Genomic DNA, 18843 nt, shown 5'->3' with positions numbered 1-18843 from the left:
GGGCAGTTGCCTACTCGATCGAGAAGATCACGGGATAGAGCGGCTGCTCGCCACGATGGGCGTCGATCTCCAGATCGGGCTGAGCCTCCTCGATAGCGTCGACGATCTCCTGGAAGGCCTCATCGGACAGTTCCTCGCCGGCCAGAATCGTCAGCGCGTCGCCCTCCTCTTCCTCCTGCATACGGTTGATGCAATCGAGCGTGACCTGCTTCACGTCGGAGCCGACCACGTCGATGGAGCCGGCAATGATGCCCATGACGTCACCGGAGTGAATTGGCGAACCGTCGGAGGCACTGGAGTCGCGCACGGCGCGGGTGACCTCGCCATCGCGGACCTCGCTGATGGCGTCGACCATAGCGGCGACGGCATCCTCGAGCTCGGAATCGGGCAGGACCGCGAACAGCGCGGAGAAGGCCTGCGGAACGGTCTTGGTGGGAACGACGGCGACCTTCTTGTCGGTGCAGGCAGAGGCAGCGGCCTCGGCGGCCATGCGGATGTTGCCGTTGTTGGGCAGAATGATGACCGAGGTCGCGTTGACCTGGTCGACGGCGCCCAGCAGGTCTGCAGTCGAGGGATTCATGGTCTGGCCACCGGACACGATCACGTCAACGCCGAGGGACTTGAGGATGTCTGCCTCGCCGGAACCGGCGGCAACGGCGACAAAGCCCAGGGCCTTCGCGGGCTCGGCGGCCTTCTCCTGGTCCTCGTGGATCTTGGCGGTACGGTCGTGGGCCTCCATCTCCATGTTGTGGATAAAGACCTCGTAGATCTGGCCAAGCTGCAGCATGTGCTCGAGCACGAGGTTCGGGGTGTTGGAGTGCACGTGGATCTTGTAGTCGGGATATGCGCCCACGAGCAGCTCACAGTCGCCCATGGAACCCAGGAACTTAAGGCACTCGTCCTCGTCAAACGGGGCGTCGGCCTTAAACAGGAACTCATTGCAGTAACGGAATTCCGAGCCCTCCCAGTCGTCGTTAGCCTCGATCTCAACGCGGCCAAGAGCGGCATCACGGGCAGAGCCGGCGGAGTCAAACGTAGCGGAGAAATCCTCGACAACGGTGCTGCGGCCAAGAGCGGCAGCTACGAAGTTCTCGAGGAAGATGGCAAAGCCAAAGGCGCCGGAGTCGACCACGCCGTTCTCCTTCAGAACGGGCAGCAGGTCGGGCGTGCGAGCGACGGAATGGTAGGCCTCGACGACGATGGCATCGAGCGCGTCCTCGGCCGAGAACTTCTTCTTTTCGCACTCGTCGGCCTTGGTCGAGACATCGCGCAGCACCGTGAGAATCGTGCCCTCGATGGGCTTACGGACGGCCTGGAAGGCGACCTTGACGGCGCGGCGGAACGCATAGGCGATGTTGGCGGACGTGATGGGCTCATCAGCAGAGACGAGACCCTCGGCCACGCCGCGCAGGATCTGAGAGGTGATGACGCCGGAGTTGCCGCGGGCACCCATCAGGGAGCCGTGGGTGATGGCGCCGGCGATGGCCTCCATATCGGCATCGGCGGGAAGGGCGGAAAGCTCCTTGGTCACCGAGGCGAGCGTGAGCGACATGTTGGTACCGGTGTCGCCGTCGGGTACGGGGAAGACATTGAGCTTGTTGATCTCCTCGGCCTTGTCGGAAACAGCAGCCGCAGCGATCGGAAAACAGGTGCGAATGGTCTTTGCAATCATGGGTATTTGAATCTCCGTTTTCGGATGCTAGTTCAGACGGCTCTTGAGCGCGTCGATGTGAATGCCGATCTTAAGGCTGGCGGGATCGATCTGGGCGATCTCCTGCAGGGTGAAGGCAACGGAGCTCGAAAGATTGTGGCAGACGGACTTCATGTTGACGCCGTTCTCGAGCACGACGTGAAGATCGACCGTAAGGCCGTTCTCGTCGGCGGAGACAAGCACGCCCTTGCGGAGGCGCTGACCGGCAAGCAGGCGCACGCTCTCGGCGCCCTGGAGCTGCTCAGCCATACCGACGACGCCATAGCACGTCATCGCGGCATAACCGGCAATATCGGCAATAACGTCGTTCGAGACGCTCAGGCTGCCGTTGATGGTCTCAGACACAAGAATCTCCTTATCTGGTGCTCACGGCACCATGTCGTGGGAGCAATCATTGCAATATTCTACAACGACCGCGCCATGTTGAGGTGATGGGTCGCGGGATTACATCCTCGACACGAAATGTTGATATGGCAACGTTCGAGTCAAGTGGTCGCGGCATGAAAAAAACCCGCCGCATAAGCGACGGGTTTTACAACCTGGCTCCCCGGGTAGGACTCGAACCTACAACAGCGCGGTTAACAGCCGCGTGCTCTACCATTGAGCTACCGAGGAATTTAAAAGCCCAGCGGATTGGGCTGAGAAATTCTGGCTCCCCGGGTAGGACTCGAACCTACAACAGCGCGGTTAACAGCCGCGTGCTCTACCATTGAGCTACCGAGGAATAGGTGCGTGCTCTCAAGCAACGAAGTTTATTATACGGACGAATCAGCTTAGGGCAAGAACTTTTTTGAGATTTTTTCCGACCTAGTCATTGAGGACGTCCCCAATGACCACATGAAAGCGCCCCCAAGCGGATGTGCTTGAGGGCGCTTCTTGCTTGCGAGGTTATGACTCGATGTAGTCCTTGAGCTTACTCGAACGGCTCGGGTGACGGAGCTTGGCCAGGGTCTTGGACTCGATCTGGCGGATGCGCTCGCGCGTGACGCCAAACTCGCGGCCGACTTCCTCGAGCGTGCGGGGATGCCCGTCGACAAGGCCAAAGCGTAGCTCGATAACCTTGCGCTCACGATCAGCAAGCGAGTCGAGCACCTGGGTGAGCTGCTCCTGAAGCATGGAGAAGCTGGCGGCATCGGGCGGAACGATGGCCTGGGAGTCCTCGATGAAGTCGCCCAGCTGGGAATCCTCTTCCTCGCCGATGGGGGTCTCGAGCGACACGGGCTCCTGCGAGATCTTCTGGATCTCGCGGACACGGTCGGCGCTCATGTCCATCTCGGCACCGATCTCCTCGGGGGTCGGGTCGCGGCCCAGGTCCTGAAGGAGCTGGCGCTGCACGCGGACAAGCTTGTTGATGGTCTCGACCATGTGCACGGGAATACGGATGGTACGGGCCTGGTCGGCGATAGCGCGCGTGATGGCCTGACGGATCCACCACGTGGCATACGTGGAGAACTTGAAGCCCTTCTGGTAGTCGAACTTCTCGACGGCGCGGATCAGACCGAGGTTGCCCTCCTGGATCAGGTCCAGGAACAGCATACCGCGGCCGACGTAGCGCTTGGCGATGGAGACTACCAGACGCAGGTTGGCGCTGATGAGTGCCTGCTTGGCTTCGAGGCCCACGTTCTCAATGCGCGTGAGACGACGCATCTCGGCACGCGTGAGCTCGAGCTCACCGGCATCGGCAGCCTCGAGCTTCTCGGTAGCCTCGAGACCGGCCTCGATCTTCATGGCCAGATCGACCTCTTCGGAGGCGGTTAGCAGGTCGACCTTGCCGATCTCCTTGAGGTACATACGAACCGGATCGCCGGTCAGCATCACCGTGGAGGCATCGATGCCACGCACGCGCGAGCGTGAACGGGACGTGCGCACGGTGCGCTTCTTCTTGCTCTTGGAAGAACCCATCTCGGCGTCGGCCTGACGGGCCATCTTGAGCTCATGATCGTCGAGCGAGCCGGAATCGTGCTCGTCGTCGTCATCGAAATCGTCGGTATCGGTATCGTTATCGTCATCGTCGACGTCCATGGGGGCGTCGTCGTTACCGCTCGCGGAGATAATCTGGATGCCGCTGTTGCGCAGCGCGGAATACACCGCGGTGAGCTGCTCGTCAGAAACATCGATATCCTTCAGGGCGACCTGAATCTCGTCCTCGGTTACCGAAGTCCTGTTTGAGCCGTTGCCCATGAGCTTTGCAACGTAGGATTCCAGCCCAGTACCCGTGCTCTCAGTCTTTTTTGGCACAGATTCTCCCTTCATAGTCCACAGGACTCAATACTTTAGCACACAGCAACGTCTATACCCAAAATCCAGACTGGATATAGGCGAGAATACGCTGGTTGACCACAACATCTAGGCCTGTTCGGTGCCCGCGGTCTCCAAACCGATCAAACGGAACGGGTCCGCCACGCCGCCGATCGACTTTTGCAGTTCGCGTTGACGCTGCGAATCCTGCGCGGCCTGCACGGTCAGCGCGCGACGGGCCTCATCGTCGAGCGAACGGTCCTGGCGCAGCTTGGCCTGTGCGGCACGCATGCGGCGCTTGATGGTGTAGAGCTCGAGCGTATCGAGCATAAACACGATGTTCGTCTCGGTGGGGTGCTTGCTCGTCGCCGAGATGCGCCCGGCACTCACAAGCGTTGCCGCCTCGGGACACACCGAGCGCGCCGCATCCATGCAGGCTGAAGGATCGGTTCCCGGCGGCGTTGCCAGAACGGCCCATGCGATGGACTCGTGACGTGGGTCAACCCACTCGATAGAGCAGATGCGGTCGGCATACGTGCGGAACAGGTCGGGGTAGCTCGTGAGCATGGTCAGCAGCTCACGCTCCCCTGCCAAGGACTTACGCTCAAGATCAGTAAGAACCATCGGCGCCACCGCAGCCGGAGCACCCGAACCATCAGTCACAGGTACAGCACCCATACCATCAGGCGCGTCGATCGGCGGCAGGTCGTCGACGACCTCCACAGGCGCGGCACCGTAAGCATCGAGCGGGACATAGTCGTACGGCTCTTCCTCGACCGACGCCGCTACTGCCGGCGTCGCGCCCGACGCCCAAGCACCACGAGATGTCCCCTGCGAACCAGACGACCGACCGCCCGCGCTACCGGACCGCTCAGCTTGCGCCCGCTGGCGTTCATAGTTCTGTTCGCGACGGCGCTCCGCATCTTCGCGCTTGGCAACATCGCGAAACACGCGACCCGAACTCGCGCGCACCGTCTCCAAATCCAAACCCAGCAGATCGGCAATCTGGATAAAGTACGTGTCGATCATATAGCTATCGCGCAGCGGATAGATAAGCGTCAGCGCATCTTCCAGCGCCTTGGCGCGACCGCCCGGCGTGGTGATGTCGCTCGACTCCTGCAGCGAGCGGTAGACAAAGTCCATAAGCGGCTCGGCGGCGTCAATACGTTTCTGCAGCTCCTCTCCGCCGTGCGCCGCGATGAACTCCATGGGGTCGTTGCCGTCGGGCAGTACCACGCAGCGCAGGTCCATCGAATCCTGCTCGATAAACTGAATCGCGCGACGGGCGGCCTTCTGGCCCGCGGCATCGCCGTCAAACATATACACGATGCGGTTGGCAAAGCGGGTGAGCGTCTTGACGTGATGCTCCGTGAGCGCGGTGCCCAGCGTAGCGACGACGTTTTTAATCCCCGCCTCCCAACAGGCGATGCAGTCGGTATAGCCCTCTACCACGATGGCGGTATCCTGCGCGACGATAAACTCCTTGGCCCAATTAAAGCCGTAGAGGTTTCGCTTTTTATGAAACACGCTCGTCTCGGCGGTGTTGAGGTACTTGGGTTGGCCGTCTCCCATGATGCGACCGCCAAAGGCGATGTTGTGACCCTGCTCATCAAAGATGGGAAACATCACGCGGTCGTAAAAACGGTCGGCGAGCTGCCCGCGCCCGCGGCTCACGGCCACGTTGGCGTCGATCATCTCCTGCGGGGTAAAGCCCGCCTGGGACAGGTGCGACACCAGAGCGTTGCGACCCGGTGCAAAGCCCAGACAGTAGCGGCGGCAGACATCGCCGCCCATGCCGCGGCTGGCAAAGTACTCACGCGGGCGGCTATCCTTACCGCGCATGAGCATGGTGTGGTAGAACTGAGCGGTCTCGGCGCACAGATCGTAGATTCGGGCACGCTTAGTACCGCGCTCGCGGCGGTCTCCGGTGTCGTGCAGCTCAATACCCGCGCGATCGGCCAAATAACGGATTGACTCGGGAAAGCTCAGGTTCTCGCGCTTCATGATATAGGTGAAGACATCGCCACCCTCACCGCAGCCAAAGCAATGCCACACCTGCGTGGCGGGGATAATGTGGAAAGACGGCGTCTTTTCGCCATGAAAGGGGCAGCAGCCCCAAAACTCATGGCCGCGGGGCTTGAGCTCAACCGTTTCCTGCACGATGGCAACTAGGTCGGACGCAGCGCGGACCTGGTCTTTTTCCTCATCGCTAATCACGGATGCTCACCCCCTGCTCACCCAAGTTGTGACGAATGTCCTCGATATTACCCTCGACGGTCGCAATCAACTCATCCAGCGAATCGAACACACGCGAGGGACGTAGCCAGCGCGTAAACGCCAGCGAAACGGAAGCGCCGTACAGGTCGCCCGTATAACCAATTAAATTAGCCTCGAGATGCGCCGAAGCGGCATCGTCGGCATACGTCGGCGGCAGGCCGACGTTCACGGCAGCGGGCCACACGGTGTCATCGACGAGCACCATGCCCTCATACACGCCATCAGCAGGCACCTGAATGCCGCTGGGAACCTGCAGGTTTGCCGTGGGAAAGCCCATGCCAGAACCCTCGTGACGGCCGCGAATAACACCGCCACGCACCATATACGGGCGGCCGAGTAACTCAGCAGCAAGCTCCACATGGCCCTGTCCCAGCTCATGACGAATGCGGGTGGCGCAAATGGCCTCGCCGCCCTCGCAAAGCAGGTCGTGACCATACACGTCAACGCCGCGCTCGGAACCCCAGGCGCGCATCTCGGCAACACCAGAAGCACCGCCGCGGCCCAGCCTAAAGTCGCTGCCCACGCGAATCGAGCGGATATCGACCACATGCGACAGCAGTTTAAGAAAGCCCGCGTGGTCGAGTGCCGCCACCGAAGGCGTAAAGGGAACAGCCACGACCGCATCGACCCCGGTGAGAGCCAGGGCATGCAGACGGTCGGCCGTCGTCATCAGTTTTTGAGCAGGCGAGGGGCTCAGCACCACGTCCGGGTCGGGATCGAAGGTGACCACGACAGCCTTGCAGCCATGGTTACGCGCATCGCGAACGACCGCGTCGATCAGTTCGCGATGCCCCCTATGCACGCCATCGAACACGCCGATGGCGATCGACGCGGCGCCCAGGCACGCGCAATCATCAAATGCATCGGCGACGATGCGGGCCTCATCCGACTCGCCCGCGAAAAAAATACGCGCGAGCTCGTGGGAGGTCAGCATCATCGAACACCGCCAATCGCCTGCGGAAAGACGTGCTCCATTACAAAGCGACCACCCTCGATACGGGCGAGCGCCTTGAGCCCGCCATCGAGCACCAGCGCAAACGGCGCCTTCGATGCATCGAAGCCCGCAAGCGCACGCTCAATAGGAATACGACGTCCGCACAGCAGATCGTCGGCAAGGTCGCCCGGCAAGTCGACGCGCGTGGCACCCAGTGCCGCAATGGGATCCAGGGCAAAACCGTCAGCGGACTCGGCAGAAAGCTCCTCGACCGTATGACAGGCACCAATGGAAACAACGCCGGAGGCCGTACGGCGCAGCGCGGAAATGTGCGCCGCGTTGTCGCAGGCACGACCCAGGTCGCGAGCGAGCGCACGGATATAGGTGCCCTTGCTCACCGAAAACGCCACGGTCCAAACGCAAGCGTCGGCATCACCGCTCACGGCAATCAGATCGGCGGAGTATACCTCGACCGGACGCGGGGGCAGCGACACGGCATTGCCCTCGCGCGCAGCCTTATAGGCGCGCACGCCGTTGACCGAAATGGCCGAAAACGCCGGCGGCACCTGCATCTGCGGACCCAACATGGCACACAGACGCTCGCGGGCATAGGCCGGATCGCGCAAGTCGTCGGCAACGGGCACCGTGCGGACGGCCTCGCCCTCCGCATCATCGGTATTGGTCTCGACGCCAAACGAGATGTCGGCGACGTAGCTTTTGGTATCGAGCGTGAGCATGCCCAGCAGACGCGTGGCCTGCCCCACGCCCACCACCATGACACCCGATGCCATGGGGTCGAGCGTTCCGGCATGACCGACGCGCCGCTCATGGAGGGCGCGTCGGCATTGCGAAACCACGTCGTGGGACGTGCAGCCCACCGGCTTATCGACGGCGAGCAGCATATTAAGTTGAGAAGGTGTACGACGAGCCATGTACCATCCAAAAAGTTAGAGCTCGACGGTCACCGAAGCGGGATCCTCCCCTACCAGCTCGGCCAGCATGGGAAGTGCCGCGGTGAGCGTCTCGGAAATCGTTCCGGCGTTGGTAAAGCCGGCGGCAGCGTGGTGCCCACCTCCGCCAAAATTGGCCGCAATCTCGGAAACATCAAGTTCGCCCTTGGAGCGCAGGTTACCGCGCACCTTGGTATCGCCCTCGATGCCCTTAAGGAACAGGCAGACCTCGACGCCCATCACTGAGCGCACCACATCGACCAGGCCGTCGCACTCATCAGAGGTGACGCCGCATTCCTTAAGGTCACTTTCGTACGCATAGCTATACGCCACGCGCCCGTGCGCGACCGTCTTGATGCGACCCATGACGATGGACTTGAGGTGCAAGAACTCGACACGCATGCTCTGATAGACCTCGAGCGCGACGCGTGCCGGATCGGCACCGTGCGCCACCAGGCGAGAGGCAGCATGAAACGCGGCAGCATCGGCGTTCTGATACTGAAAACGACCGGTGTCGGTGACCAGGCCACACAGCAGGCAAGTCGCGATGCTGTCGCTTGCGGTAATGCCACAATCGGCCAAAAAGCGGTCGATGATCATGGCGCAAGCAGCGGCATTGACACACCTAAGGCTGACCTCGGCAAACTCCTCACGCGCCGGGTGATGGTCAAAACACGCCACGTGGGCCGAACGACGCAGCACCTCGGCAGAATTATTGAGGCGCTCGACGACCGGCACGTCCACCGAGATGAACAGGTCCGGGTTGCCGGTGTAGGCAGAGGCCGGCACCAGCAGATCGGCACCCTCCATAAAACGGTAGATGCGCGGAACGGGATCGTCGTCTGCCAGCAGCAGGGCGATGTCCTTGTCGGGGAACACCTTCATAAGCGAAAGGCCCAGGCCCAACACGGAGCCCAGGGCATCGCCGTCGGGAGAGGTGTGACCCGAGATCGCAATGGAGGACGCATCCTCGATGAGCTCGAGGATGCGTCGTTTAATATCTGCAGACTCGCACGAGGCGAGGTCGGCGGAATTAGTCATCTAAAGCTGCCTCCTGGGCGACATCCGCTATCGGGTAGCCGTCCTCATCCTTTTCGATCGCAAGCGTGGCCGGAACGTTTTCCAGCGCACGCGTGATGCGCTCGGCCTCGTCGGTCGAGCGATCGATACGAAAATCGAGCTCGGGCGTGACGCGCCAATCAAGCGAGCGAGCCAACAGACTGCGGATGCGGCCCTTGGCGCTGGCGAGCGCCTCCATGACCTCATCGTAGCGGCTCGCATCGCACGACACGTACACGCGCGCGAACGAACGGTCCACCGCGACCTCGACCGCGGTCAGGGTGACCAGGTCGAGTCGCGGATCGGAAACCTCAAAGAGCAGGATATAACCGAGCTTCTCGCGGAGCTGCTCGCCCAAACGGCGGGTTGCCTGCGTTTGCTTCATAGCGCTACCCCCTACTCGGTACGGGCAACCTGGTCGATGCGGTAACCCTCGATCTGGTCGCCGGGCTTGATGTCCTGGAAGTTCTCCAGGCCAATGCCGCCCTCGGAACCGCTCTTGAGGCTCTTGGCCTCGTCCTTGTAGTGGCGCATCGAGGCAATCTTGCCGTTGAAGACCACAATGCCGTCACGCACCAGGCGCACGGAATCGGTCGCGGCGATCTCGCCCTCCTCCACGCGGACACCGGCGGCGATACCGACTTTGGGCACCTTGAAGGTGTCCAGGACGGTCGCGGTACCCGTGGAGACCTCGACCTCGGTGGGCTTGAGCATGCCGATACGGGCGGCGTCGAGCTCCTCGAGGCACTTGTAGATGACGTCGTAGCAACGGATCTCGACGCCCTCGCGCTCGGCGGCGGAGCGGGCCTTACCGTCGGGACGGACGCCAAAGCCGATGATGATGGCGTTAGAGGCGTCGGCCAGGACGACGTCGGTCTCGTTGATGGCGCCAACGGCGGAGTGGATCGTGTTGATGCGAACCTCGGACTGATCCATCTTGTCGAGCGAGTCCTGAAGGGCCTCGATGGAACCCTGGACGTCGGCCTTGATGATCAGGTTGAGCTCCTTGACCTCGGCGTCGGCAATGGTCTCGAAGAGGTTCTCGAGCGTGACGTGCTTGACGCGGCTCTGCTCCTCGATACGGGCCTTGAGCGAACGCTCGTCGGCAAGGGCGCGAGCCTCGCGCTCGTCCTCGAACACGCGGAACTCGTCGCCGGCGTTGGGCACAGACTGCAGGCCCAAAATCTCGACGGCGTCGGAGGGACCGGCCTCGGTGACGGCGCGACCCTTGGGGTCGAGCATAGCACGGACGCGGCCGTAGGTAAGGCCGGCGACCAGCGTATCGCCCACGTGCAAGGTACCGCGGGTCACGAGCACGGTAGCGACCGAGCCGCGGCCCTTGTCGAGCTTGGCCTCGAGGACATTGCCGGAGGCAAAGGTGTCCGGGTTGGCCTTAAGCTCGAGCACGTCGGCCTGGAGCAGCACGGTCTCCAGAAGGTCATCGATACCGATCTTCTGCTTGGCCGAGATGTTGACGAACATGTTCTGTCCGCCCCACTCCTCGGGGATGACGCCGTACTCGGTGAGCTCCTGGCGCACGCGGTCGGGGTTGGCGCCCGGCTTATCGATCTTGTTGACGGCAACGACGATGGGTACGCCGGCGGCCTTGGCGTGGTTGATCGACTCGACCGTCTGGGGCATGACGCCGTCGTCGGCGGCGACGATCAGGATGACGATGTCGGTCACCTTGGCGCCACGGGCACGCATGGCCGTAAAGGTAGCGTGACCCGGGGTATCGATGAAGGTGATCTTGCGGTCGTTGATCATGACCTGCGAAGCGCCGATGGCCTGCGTAATGCCGCCCGCCTCGCCGGCAGCAACGCCGGTGTGACGGATGGCATCGAGCAGCGACGTCTTGCCGTGGTCGACGTGGCCCATGACGGTGACGACCGGGGCACGCGGCTTAAGGTCGGCGGGATCGTCGTAGAACGAGAAGGTGTTCTCCTCCTCGGGGGTGATGATCTTGATCTGACGGCCCAGGTCGTCGGCAACGAGCTCGACGAGGTCGTCGGACATGGACTGCGTCATCGTGAGCGGCGTACCCAGCAGGAACAGGCGCTTAATGATGTCGTTGGCCGGAACGTCGAGCGCCTCGGCAAGCTCCTGGACGGTAACGCCCTGGGAGACCTTGATGGCGTCGAGGTCCTCGGGGTTCACGCCCTGGGCCAGCGCCTCCTCTATCTTGCGCTCCTCCTGAGCCTTGGCAGCCTCGCGCTCGCGCTTCTCCTTGCGCTTCTTGCGGCGACCGGTGGACTCACGAGAGGCCTCCTCGACGGCAGCTCGAGCCTCCTCGAGCACCTTCTCGCGGCTGTACTCCTCGGCCTCGCGAGCCATGCGGCTGTAGTGGTCCTCTTCGTTGTTGTGACCGCCCTTGCGCTTCTTGCCCTTGCCCTGCTTATCGGGGTTGGGGAAGTCCATGCCGGCAGCGACGTTGTTGCTGGCGTTGGTGCGATGGCTGTGCGGACGGCTCTCGGAGGCGTTGCGCTCGGAGTTGTTGTCTGAGGCGTTGCGATCGTTACGACGGCCACCGCGGCGGTCGTTGTTGCCGCCACGACGGTTACCGCGCTCTGCGGCGCGCTCGGCCTTGGCCTTGTCCTCGGCGTCCTTCTTCTCCTTGAGCACGGTCTCCTGTGCGGCGATCTGGTCGAGCAGCGAACGGAAGCGCGAACCGGAGTCGGAAGCGGGAACGGCGCGGCGCTGGGCCTCGCGGGCAGCCTCCTCCTTCTCGCGAGCAAGGCGCTCCTGCTCGGCCTTCTTCTTGGCCTCGGCCTCGGCGCGGGCAGCCTCCTCGGCAGCCTGGGCTGCGGCAAACTGGCGGCGCTCCTCCTCGCGTGCCTTCTCGGCGGCGATGCGCTCGCGCTCGGCCTCGGCGGCGCGTGCGGCCTCCTCGGCAGCAGCTGCCTGCTCCTCGGCCTGCTTGGCGGCCTCGACTTCCTGAGCGCGGGCCTCGATCACCGAGGCGAGCTGCTTGCGGACCATGGCGACATAAGCGTCCTCCAAGGTGGAGGAAGCGGACTTAGCGGGAATCTTCATATCGGCGAGATGACCCATCAGTTCCTTGGAGGTCATGCCGAACTCTTTGGCCAGGGTGGACACACGGACTTTTGCCATATGACTTCACCTACCCTTTCTGGCACCTTGAGTGCCTAGAGACTGAACGAGCGTGGGAGACGCGCCGGGACCCGCCCGGCGCAACCGCGCGCTAGATCAGGTCCTCCGCATCATCGAAGGCGTCGGTGTCGTGGACACCGCAGAAACGGGAGCCGGGACGAGCCTGGTTGCGGCACTGGATGCCGTCCTCGGACACGTACTCGCAGCGGCGGACGTCCTCGTCCTCCTCGTCACCGATCAGGTCGGCGGCGGGCTCCTCGTGAACGGGAACGTTCTTGAGGATGTCGGCGGCAAGCGTCTCGGACTTGATGTCGATGTGCCAGCCGGTCAGGCGCGCGGCGAGGCGGGCGTTCTGGCCCTCCTTGCCGATGGCGAGGGACAGCTGGTCGTCGGGCACGATGACGCCGGCGTAGGCCTTCTCCTCGTCGATGAGGACGCGGGTGACCTTGGCGGGCGACAGGGCGTTGGCGACGTAGACGGCAGGATCGGCATCCCAAAGGATGACGTCGACGCGCTCGCCACGGAGCTCGCCCACGACAGCGCGAACACGGCTGCCCTTGGGGCCGACACAGGCGCCCACGGGATCCAGACGGTCGTCGAGCGAGTGGACGGCGACCTTGGAGCGCTGGCCGGGCTCGCGGGCGATCGACTTGATCTGGACGGTGCCCTCATAGATCTCGGGCACCTCCTGCTCAAACAGACGACGCATGAGCTCGGGGTGGGTACGGGAGATGACAATCGGCGGACGGCTGTGCTCGCCACGAACCGGCTGCAGGTTGGAGTTGGGGTCGCGAACGTCGATGATCACGGCCTTGATGTGCTGGTTATGCAGGTAGCGCTCGCCCATCGGACGCTCGTTGCGCTCGTTCTCGTAACGGCGCTGATCGAAGTGCGGCAGCTCGGCCTCGACGCCCTCGCGGATCTTGACGATCGTGAAGTCGGGCGTGGACTGCAGCACGGTACCGCTGATGAGGTCACCGATGCGGCCGGAGAACTCCTCGTAGATCTGCTCGCGGGCGGAGTTGCGCACGATGGCGTTGATCTCGGCCTTGGCGTGCTGGGCGGCGATGCGGCTCGTGTTCTTGGGGGTGACGTCGATCTCCTCGAACTCGGTGAAGTTGCCTTCCTCGTCCATGGAATCGTCAATCGGCTCCAGACGGTAGACGTAGATCTTGCCGGTGGTGCGGTCGATGGTCACCTTGGCGCCCCACTCAAGATGCAGGATCTCGGCATAGCTCTTGGCAAGCGACTGCTCCAGGCGGTCGATCAGGTAGAGCTGGTCGATGTGCTTCTCCTGGCAAAGCTCCATCAGGGCGGACATCATGTCGGATGCTGCCATCTTACTTTCCTTCCTTCGCGGGCTTGAAGTCGTAGGTGGGCTTCAACTTGCACTTTTTAACATCAGAGAAATCGAGGGTGACGGACTCGCCGCCCTCGAGCTCGAGGGTCACGTTCGCCTCGGTGGCGGCGGCAATCTTGCCGGCGTACTTGCGACGGCCCTCGGTAGCGGTGGAGGTGAGCTCACAGTTCTCGCCCACAAAGCGGGCAAAGTCGCACGGGCGGCGCAGCGGGCGCGCCATGCCCGGGCTCGACACCTCGAGCGTATAGCTCGAAGAGATGGGGTCGAGCTCCTCAATCACATCGCCGACCCACTTGGTGTTGGCCGTAACATCGTTGAGCGACAGGCTCTGACCCTCGGCACCCTCGATACGCACGCGCACGCAGGGGGCCTTGGTGGCACCCACGAGCTCGACGTCGACGATGTCGACATCGTGCTGGGGAGCGACGGCCTCGAGCGCGTCGATGATCGCCTGCTCGGTCTTGGTCTTGACCATTGCGGCACCTCCATCCATACAAAAAAGAAGCGGGGCCGAAACCCCACTTCTTTCAATTACAACTTCATTTGCAAGCAAACTATACCAATAGCTGCGGAAACGTGCAAGCACAGTACGAACCTGCAGGTCAGCGTGCGCACAGCTTCTCCATAAGAATAGGACAATTGGCCGAAGGCAACTAGGCAGATACATGCAAAACGAGGGACGACCCAACCGGATCGCCCCTCGTCTTTTATGCGTCAGTTATGCGCGCAGTGCTTACTTGACCACCAGGTTGACCAGCTTGCCGGGCACGCAGATGGCCTTGACGACTGTCTTGCCCTCGAGCCACTTGGCGACGGCGGCCTCGGCGGCAGCCTGCATATCCTCATTGGAGGCATCGCGGGCAACGTCGACGCGGCCGCGGACCTTGCCGAGCACCTGGACCACGATCTGCACCGTGTCCTCGATGGACTCGGCCAGGTCGAACTCGGGCCAGGCAGCGGTATAGGCGTTGCCCTCGCAGCCGAGCGCCTCGTGCCACAGCTCGTCGGCCCAGAACGGGCAGATGGGGGCAAGGACGCTCACGATGTCCTTGGCCACGCCGTAGCACAGCGCCTTGTCGCGGGCGGTACCCTCGGTGGCGTTGAGGTAGGCGCTCGCCGCGTTGACGAGCTCCATGACGGCCGAGATGGCGGTGTTGAACTGGCCGCGATCGAAGTCCTCGGTGCACTTGGCGATGGTGCGGTGACGCTCGCGATAGAGCTTCATCGCAACCTCATCGAGCGCGGACTTGTCGAAGGCCACGTTGGCATCGCCGGACTGGACGAGCTGCCAAACGATACGCCAGGCGCGCTTGATAAAGCGGTTAGCGCCCTCGACGGCCTTGGGATCCCAGTCGAAGTCCTTCTCGGGCGGGGCGATAAACAGGATCGCCAGACGCATGGTGTCGGCACCGTAAGGCTCGATGACCGAGCTCGGGGGCACGACGTTGCCCTTGGACTTGGACATGGTGTCGCCGTTCTCGTCCTTGACCATGCCCTGGCACAGCAGGTTGGTGAAGGGCTCGTCCACGCTCAGCAGGCCCAGGTCGCGCAGTGCCTTGGTAAAGAAGCGGCTGTAGAGCAGGTGCAAAATAGCGTGCTCGATGCCGCCGATGTAGTTATCGACGGGCATCCAACGGTCGGCAGCCTCACGGGAGAAGGGCAGCTCAGTGTTGTGCGGATCGGTATAGCGCAGGTAATACCAGCTGGAGCAGGTAAAGGTGTCCATGGTATCGGTCTCGCGCTTGGCCGGGCGGCCGCAGACCGGGCAGGTGGTCTCGTAGAACTCCTTGCACTCGGCAAGGGTTTCGCCAGCGCCCAGGTCCAGGTTCTCGGGCAGCGTCACCGGCAGCTGATCCTCGGGCACGGGCACGATGCCGCAGTGCTCGCAGTGGATGGCCGGGATGGGGTTGCCCCAATAGCGCTGGCGGCTGATGAGCCAGTCGCGCAGACGGAACTCGACCTTACGGCGGCCGCAGCCCATGGCCTCGAGGTCGGCCACGATGGCAGCCTCGCCCTCGGAGTGCTTGCCGCCGCGCATACCGGTGTACTTGCCGGACTGAACGAGCGTGCCCTCGGCAGCGTGGGCGCAATCCCAGTCGACGGTCTCGGCATGGAAGGTATCGATGGTCTCGCCGCTGGCCTCGACGGCAGCGCGATCGTCATCGTCCAGGATGATCGGCACGATCGGCAGGTCGTACTTACGGGCAAACTCAAAGTCGCGCTGGTCGCCACAGGGAACGGCCATGACGGCACCGGTACCGTAGTCGGCAACGACATAATCGGCAACCCACACGGGGACCTTCTCGCCGTTGACGGGGTTTACCACATAGCGGCCCGTGAAGGCACCGTGCTTCTCGAGGGTGCCCTGGGCACGCTCGACGGCAGAGATATGCTTGGAGTCCTCGACGATCTTGGTGACGGCCTCCTCGTACTCCGTGCCCTCGACGAGCTCGTGCAGGCCGGCGTACTCGGGAGCCAGGACAAAGAAGGAAACGCCAAAGAGCGTATCGGCACGCGTGGTGAAGACGGTGATCTTGCCCTCGTCGCCCTCGATGGGCTCGCCATCCCGGTCGCACAGGGTAAAGTCGACCTCGGCGCCCTCGGAGCGACCGATCCAGTTGGCCTGCATCTGCTTGACGCGCTCGGGCCAGCCGGGGAGCTTCTCCAGGTCATCGAGCAGCTCCTGAGAGTACTCGGTAATCTTGAAGTACCACTGCTCCAGGTCGCGCTTCTCGGGCTCGGTGCCGCAGCGCCAGCACTTGCCCTCGGTGACCTGCTCGTTGGCCAGAACGGTCTTGCAGGTGGGGCACCAGTTGACCGGGTTCTTCTTGCGGTAAACCAGGCCCTTTTCCCACAACTTCTCAAAGATCCACTGACCCCAACGGTAATAATCGGGGCTGCAGGTCTTGACCATGCGATCCAGATCGTAGGAGAAGCCCATGCGCTTCATCGTGGCGAGAGCCTGGTCCATGTTCTTATACGTCCAGGCGGCAGCCTGCGTGTTGTGCTTGATGGCGGCGTTCTCGGCAGGCAGGCCAAAGGCGTCAAAGCCGATGGGGTGCAGCACATCGTAGCCGCGCATGCGGGCCTGACGGGCCATGGCATCGCCGATGGTATAGTTGCGCGCGTGGCCCATGTGCAGGTCGCCCGACGGATACGGGAACATCTCGAGCACGTACTTCTTGGGCTTGCTGGCGTCGGTGTCGACGGCAAAGAGGTTGGAGTCCTCCCAGGCCTTCATCCACTTGGACTCAATGGCCTGTGCGTCATAGGCAGGGATCTCGTCCTTATGATCTGTGCAATCGCACATATCAGCTCCTTTAATCTTAGCTGGGGTCGATCGGCTTAGCTTGATTCGCTACTGCGGACAGTCCTGCGCAAGATGAAGAGCACATTAAGTGCTCTTCTTTGCGTGCGGAACTTGTAGCGAACAAAGTCAAGCCGCCCGACCCTAAGGTTAACTTGGTTGATGATAGCAAATACAACAAGCGAGATGCCTGCGACTTGCAGGCATCTCGCTTTATCTAAATAACGTGGTTGGGAATCAACCTTTGTCTGAAACTCGTTCTAGCACGAACGGGTTTTCCAGGTGCCGCAGATTGCCGTGAAAGAGGAGCGCCGCGTACTTAGGTACGCAAGCGACGGTTTGAACGGCAAGGTGCGGTGCCTGGGAAAGCCGCTTAGCGGTAGCTGACGCTTTGCTGGGAGTCCTTGACGACTACGTCGTGGGCGCCGCCTTCGACGATGGAGGTGGAGCTCACCAGGGTCAGGCGTGCCTTTTCCTGGAGCTCGGGGATCGAGAGGGCACCGCAGTTGCACATCGTGGACTTGACCTTGTAGAGCGTGCCGCCCACGCCGTCCTTGAGGGAGCCGGCGTAGGGAACGTAGGAGTCGACGCCCTCGACGAAGCTGAGCTTCGCGGCGCCGCCCAGGTCGTAGCGCTGCCAGTTGCGGGCACGCGCAGAACCCTCGCCCCAGTACTCCTTCATGTACTGACCGTTGACGTTGACGCGCTCGGTCGGGCTCTCGTCGAAGCGGGCGAAGTAGCGGCCCAGCATCATAAAGTCGGCACCCATGGCAAGGGCGAGCGTCATGTGGTAGTCGTAGACGATGCCGCCGTCGGAGCACACGGGCACGTAGACACCGGTCTCCTCGTAGTACTCGTCACGGGCGCGGCAGACATCGATCAGCGCGGTGGCCTGGCCACGGCCAATGCCCTTGGTCTCGCGGGTAATGCAGATGGAACCGCCGCCGATACCGACCTTGATGAAGTCGGCACCGCAGTCGGCCAAGAAGCGGAAGCCCTCGGCGTCGACGACGTTACCGGCACCGACCTTGACGTCCTCGCCGTAGTTGGCGCGGATCCACTCGATGGTGCGCTTCTGCCACTCGCTGAAGCCCTCGGAAGAATCGATGCACAGGACATCGGCACCGGCCTCGATGAGCAGCGGCACGCGCTCGGCATAGTCGCGGGTATTGATACCGGCGCCGACCATATAGCGCTTGTCGTTATCGAGCAGCTCGTTGGGGTTGGTCTTGTGGCTGTCGTAGTCCTTGCGGAAGACGATGCCCATAAGGTGATCGTTGTCGTCGACGATAGGCAGGGCGTTGAGCTTGTTGTCCCAGATGACGTCGTTGGCAACCTTGAGGCTGATGTTCTTGTCGCCCACGATGAGCTGCTCACGCGGGGTCATGAACTCGGAGACCTTCTTCTGGTGGTCATCGCGGCTGGGACGATAGTCACGGCTGGTGACGATGCCCAGGAGCTTGCCCTTGGGAGTGCCATCGTCGGTGACCGGCATGGTAGAGTGGCCGGTCTTCTCCTTGAGCTCGATGACCTGCTCCATGGTCATGTCGGGGGTCAGCGTGGAATCGGACTGAACGAAACCAGCCTTGTGATCCTTGACGGCCTTGACCATAGCGGCCTCGGACTCGGCGCTCTGGGAACCGTAAATGAAGGACAGTCCACCCTCGGTAGCGAGCGCGACACCCATGTCGACGCCCGAGACGGACTGCATGATAGCGGAAACCATGGGGATGTTCAGGGTGATTGCCGGCTTCTCACCGCGCTTAAAGCGGGTCAGCGGCGTCTTAAGAGAGACGTTGTTGGGGATGCACTGCGAGGACGAGTAACCAGGGACCAGCAGATACTCCGAAAACGTGTGGGACTCACCGGGAAAGAACGTAGCCATGTTTCTCCTTT

General features: G+C 62.4%; 13 protein-coding genes and 2 tRNA genes. All 15 read right to left on the bottom strand.

Annotated features, from left to right (window positions below):
- Positions 1 to 10: 10 nt before the first annotated feature.
- The 15 genes from DWY51_RS01320 to DWY51_RS01250 all read right to left on the bottom strand — a co-directional run bounded on the left by DWY51_RS01320 (position 11) and on the right by DWY51_RS01250 (position 18832).
- Positions 11 to 1672 carry a DAK2 domain-containing protein gene (locus DWY51_RS01320; protein ID WP_117769591.1) on the bottom strand — a complete coding sequence of 554 codons (1662 nt, stop codon included), beginning with the start codon at positions 1670 to 1672 and terminating at the stop codon, positions 11 to 13.
- Positions 1673 to 1699: 27 nt separating this feature from the next.
- Positions 1700 to 2056, bottom strand: a complete 357-nt coding sequence (locus tag DWY51_RS01315; RefSeq protein ID WP_022093773.1) for an Asp23/Gls24 family envelope stress response protein — start codon at positions 2054 to 2056, stop codon at positions 1700 to 1702.
- Between the two features lie 195 nt (positions 2057 to 2251).
- Positions 2252 to 2326, bottom strand: a tRNA-Asn gene (locus DWY51_RS01310).
- Between the two features lie 34 nt (positions 2327 to 2360).
- Positions 2361 to 2435: transfer RNA gene (locus tag DWY51_RS01305), tRNA-Asn, on the bottom strand.
- A 164-nt stretch (positions 2436 to 2599) separates the two neighbouring features.
- Positions 2600 to 3949, bottom strand: a complete 1350-nt coding sequence (rpoD, locus tag DWY51_RS01300; RefSeq protein ID WP_055286388.1) for an RNA polymerase sigma factor RpoD — start codon at positions 3947 to 3949, stop codon at positions 2600 to 2602.
- A gap of 108 nt (positions 3950 to 4057) precedes the next feature.
- Positions 4058 to 6166, bottom strand: coding sequence for a DNA primase (gene dnaG / locus DWY51_RS01295; protein WP_117769590.1), 2109 nt, complete (start codon positions 6164 to 6166; stop codon positions 4058 to 4060).
- On the bottom strand, positions 6159 to 7163 hold the full coding sequence (ribF, locus tag DWY51_RS01290) for a riboflavin biosynthesis protein RibF (RefSeq protein ID WP_117769589.1): 1005 nt from the start codon (positions 7161 to 7163) through the stop codon (positions 6159 to 6161). Before ribF ends, dnaG begins: the two co-directional genes overlap by 8 nt.
- Positions 7160 to 8092: a tRNA pseudouridine(55) synthase TruB gene (truB, locus tag DWY51_RS01285; protein WP_117769588.1), complete on the bottom strand. Its 933-nt coding sequence runs from the start codon at positions 8090 to 8092 to the stop codon at positions 7160 to 7162. Before truB ends, ribF begins: the two co-directional genes overlap by 4 nt.
- Positions 8093 to 8107: 15 nt before the next feature.
- The gene (locus tag DWY51_RS01280) at positions 8108 to 9151 is read right to left on the bottom strand and encodes a bifunctional oligoribonuclease/PAP phosphatase NrnA (RefSeq protein WP_117769587.1); all 1044 of its coding nucleotides are present in this window, start codon (positions 9149 to 9151) and stop codon (positions 8108 to 8110) included.
- The gene (gene rbfA / locus DWY51_RS01275) at positions 9144 to 9554 is read right to left on the bottom strand and encodes a 30S ribosome-binding factor RbfA (protein ID WP_117769586.1); all 411 of its coding nucleotides are present in this window, start codon (positions 9552 to 9554) and stop codon (positions 9144 to 9146) included. Before rbfA ends, DWY51_RS01280 begins: the two co-directional genes overlap by 8 nt.
- 11 nt (positions 9555 to 9565) lie before the next feature.
- Positions 9566 to 12280: a translation initiation factor IF-2 gene (gene infB / locus DWY51_RS01270; protein ID WP_117769585.1), complete on the bottom strand. Its 2715-nt coding sequence runs from the start codon at positions 12278 to 12280 to the stop codon at positions 9566 to 9568.
- Positions 12281 to 12371: 91 nt separating this feature from the next.
- On the bottom strand, positions 12372 to 13619 hold the full coding sequence (gene nusA, locus DWY51_RS01265) for a transcription termination factor NusA (RefSeq protein WP_006234042.1): 1248 nt from the start codon (positions 13617 to 13619) through the stop codon (positions 12372 to 12374).
- A 1-nt stretch (position 13620) separates the two neighbouring features.
- Complete coding sequence (gene rimP / locus DWY51_RS01260) at positions 13621 to 14115, bottom strand: ribosome maturation factor RimP (protein WP_117769584.1); 495 nt, start codon at positions 14113 to 14115, stop codon at positions 13621 to 13623.
- 258 nt (positions 14116 to 14373) lie between these two features.
- Positions 14374 to 16950, bottom strand: a complete 2577-nt coding sequence (gene leuS, locus DWY51_RS01255) for a leucine--tRNA ligase (protein WP_117769583.1) — start codon at positions 16948 to 16950, stop codon at positions 14374 to 14376.
- A gap of 370 nt (positions 16951 to 17320) precedes the next feature.
- Positions 17321 to 18832, bottom strand: coding sequence for an IMP dehydrogenase (locus DWY51_RS01250; RefSeq protein ID WP_099431630.1), 1512 nt, complete (start codon positions 18830 to 18832; stop codon positions 17321 to 17323).
- Between the last annotated feature and the right edge of the window lie 11 nt (positions 18833 to 18843).

The sequence above is a fragment of the Collinsella sp. AF25-2LB genome, from assembly GCF_003458415.1.
Lineage (GTDB): Bacteria > Actinomycetota > Coriobacteriia > Coriobacteriales > Coriobacteriaceae > Collinsella.
Note: the sequence above shows the minus strand (reverse complement) of the source record. Positions and strands in the feature narration are given on the sequence as shown.

Coding starts and splice junctions, on each gene's coding strand:
- DWY51_RS01280 (WP_117769587.1), bottom strand. CDS start 9,151: ATGACTAATTCCGCCGACCTCGCCTCGTGCGAGTCTGCAGATATTAAA.
- DWY51_RS01320 (WP_117769591.1), bottom strand. CDS start 1,672: ATGATTGCAAAGACCATTCGCACCTGTTTTCCGATCGCTGCGGCTGCT.
- nusA (WP_006234042.1), bottom strand. CDS start 13,619: ATGGCAGCATCCGACATGATGTCCGCCCTGATGGAGCTTTGCCAGGAG.
- ribF (WP_117769589.1), bottom strand. CDS start 7,163: ATGATGCTGACCTCCCACGAGCTCGCGCGTATTTTTTTCGCGGGCGAG.
- rimP (WP_117769584.1), bottom strand. CDS start 14,115: ATGGTCAAGACCAAGACCGAGCAGGCGATCATCGACGCGCTCGAGGCC.
- rbfA (WP_117769586.1), bottom strand. CDS start 9,554: ATGAAGCAAACGCAGGCAACCCGCCGTTTGGGCGAGCAGCTCCGCGAG.
- truB (WP_117769588.1), bottom strand. CDS start 8,092: ATGGCTCGTCGTACACCTTCTCAACTTAATATGCTGCTCGCCGTCGAT.
- leuS (WP_117769583.1), bottom strand. CDS start 16,950: ATGTGCGATTGCACAGATCATAAGGACGAGATCCCTGCCTATGACGCA.
- DWY51_RS01250 (WP_099431630.1), bottom strand. CDS start 18,832: ATGGCTACGTTCTTTCCCGGTGAGTCCCACACGTTTTCGGAGTATCTG.
- infB (WP_117769585.1), bottom strand. CDS start 12,280: ATGGCAAAAGTCCGTGTGTCCACCCTGGCCAAAGAGTTCGGCATGACC.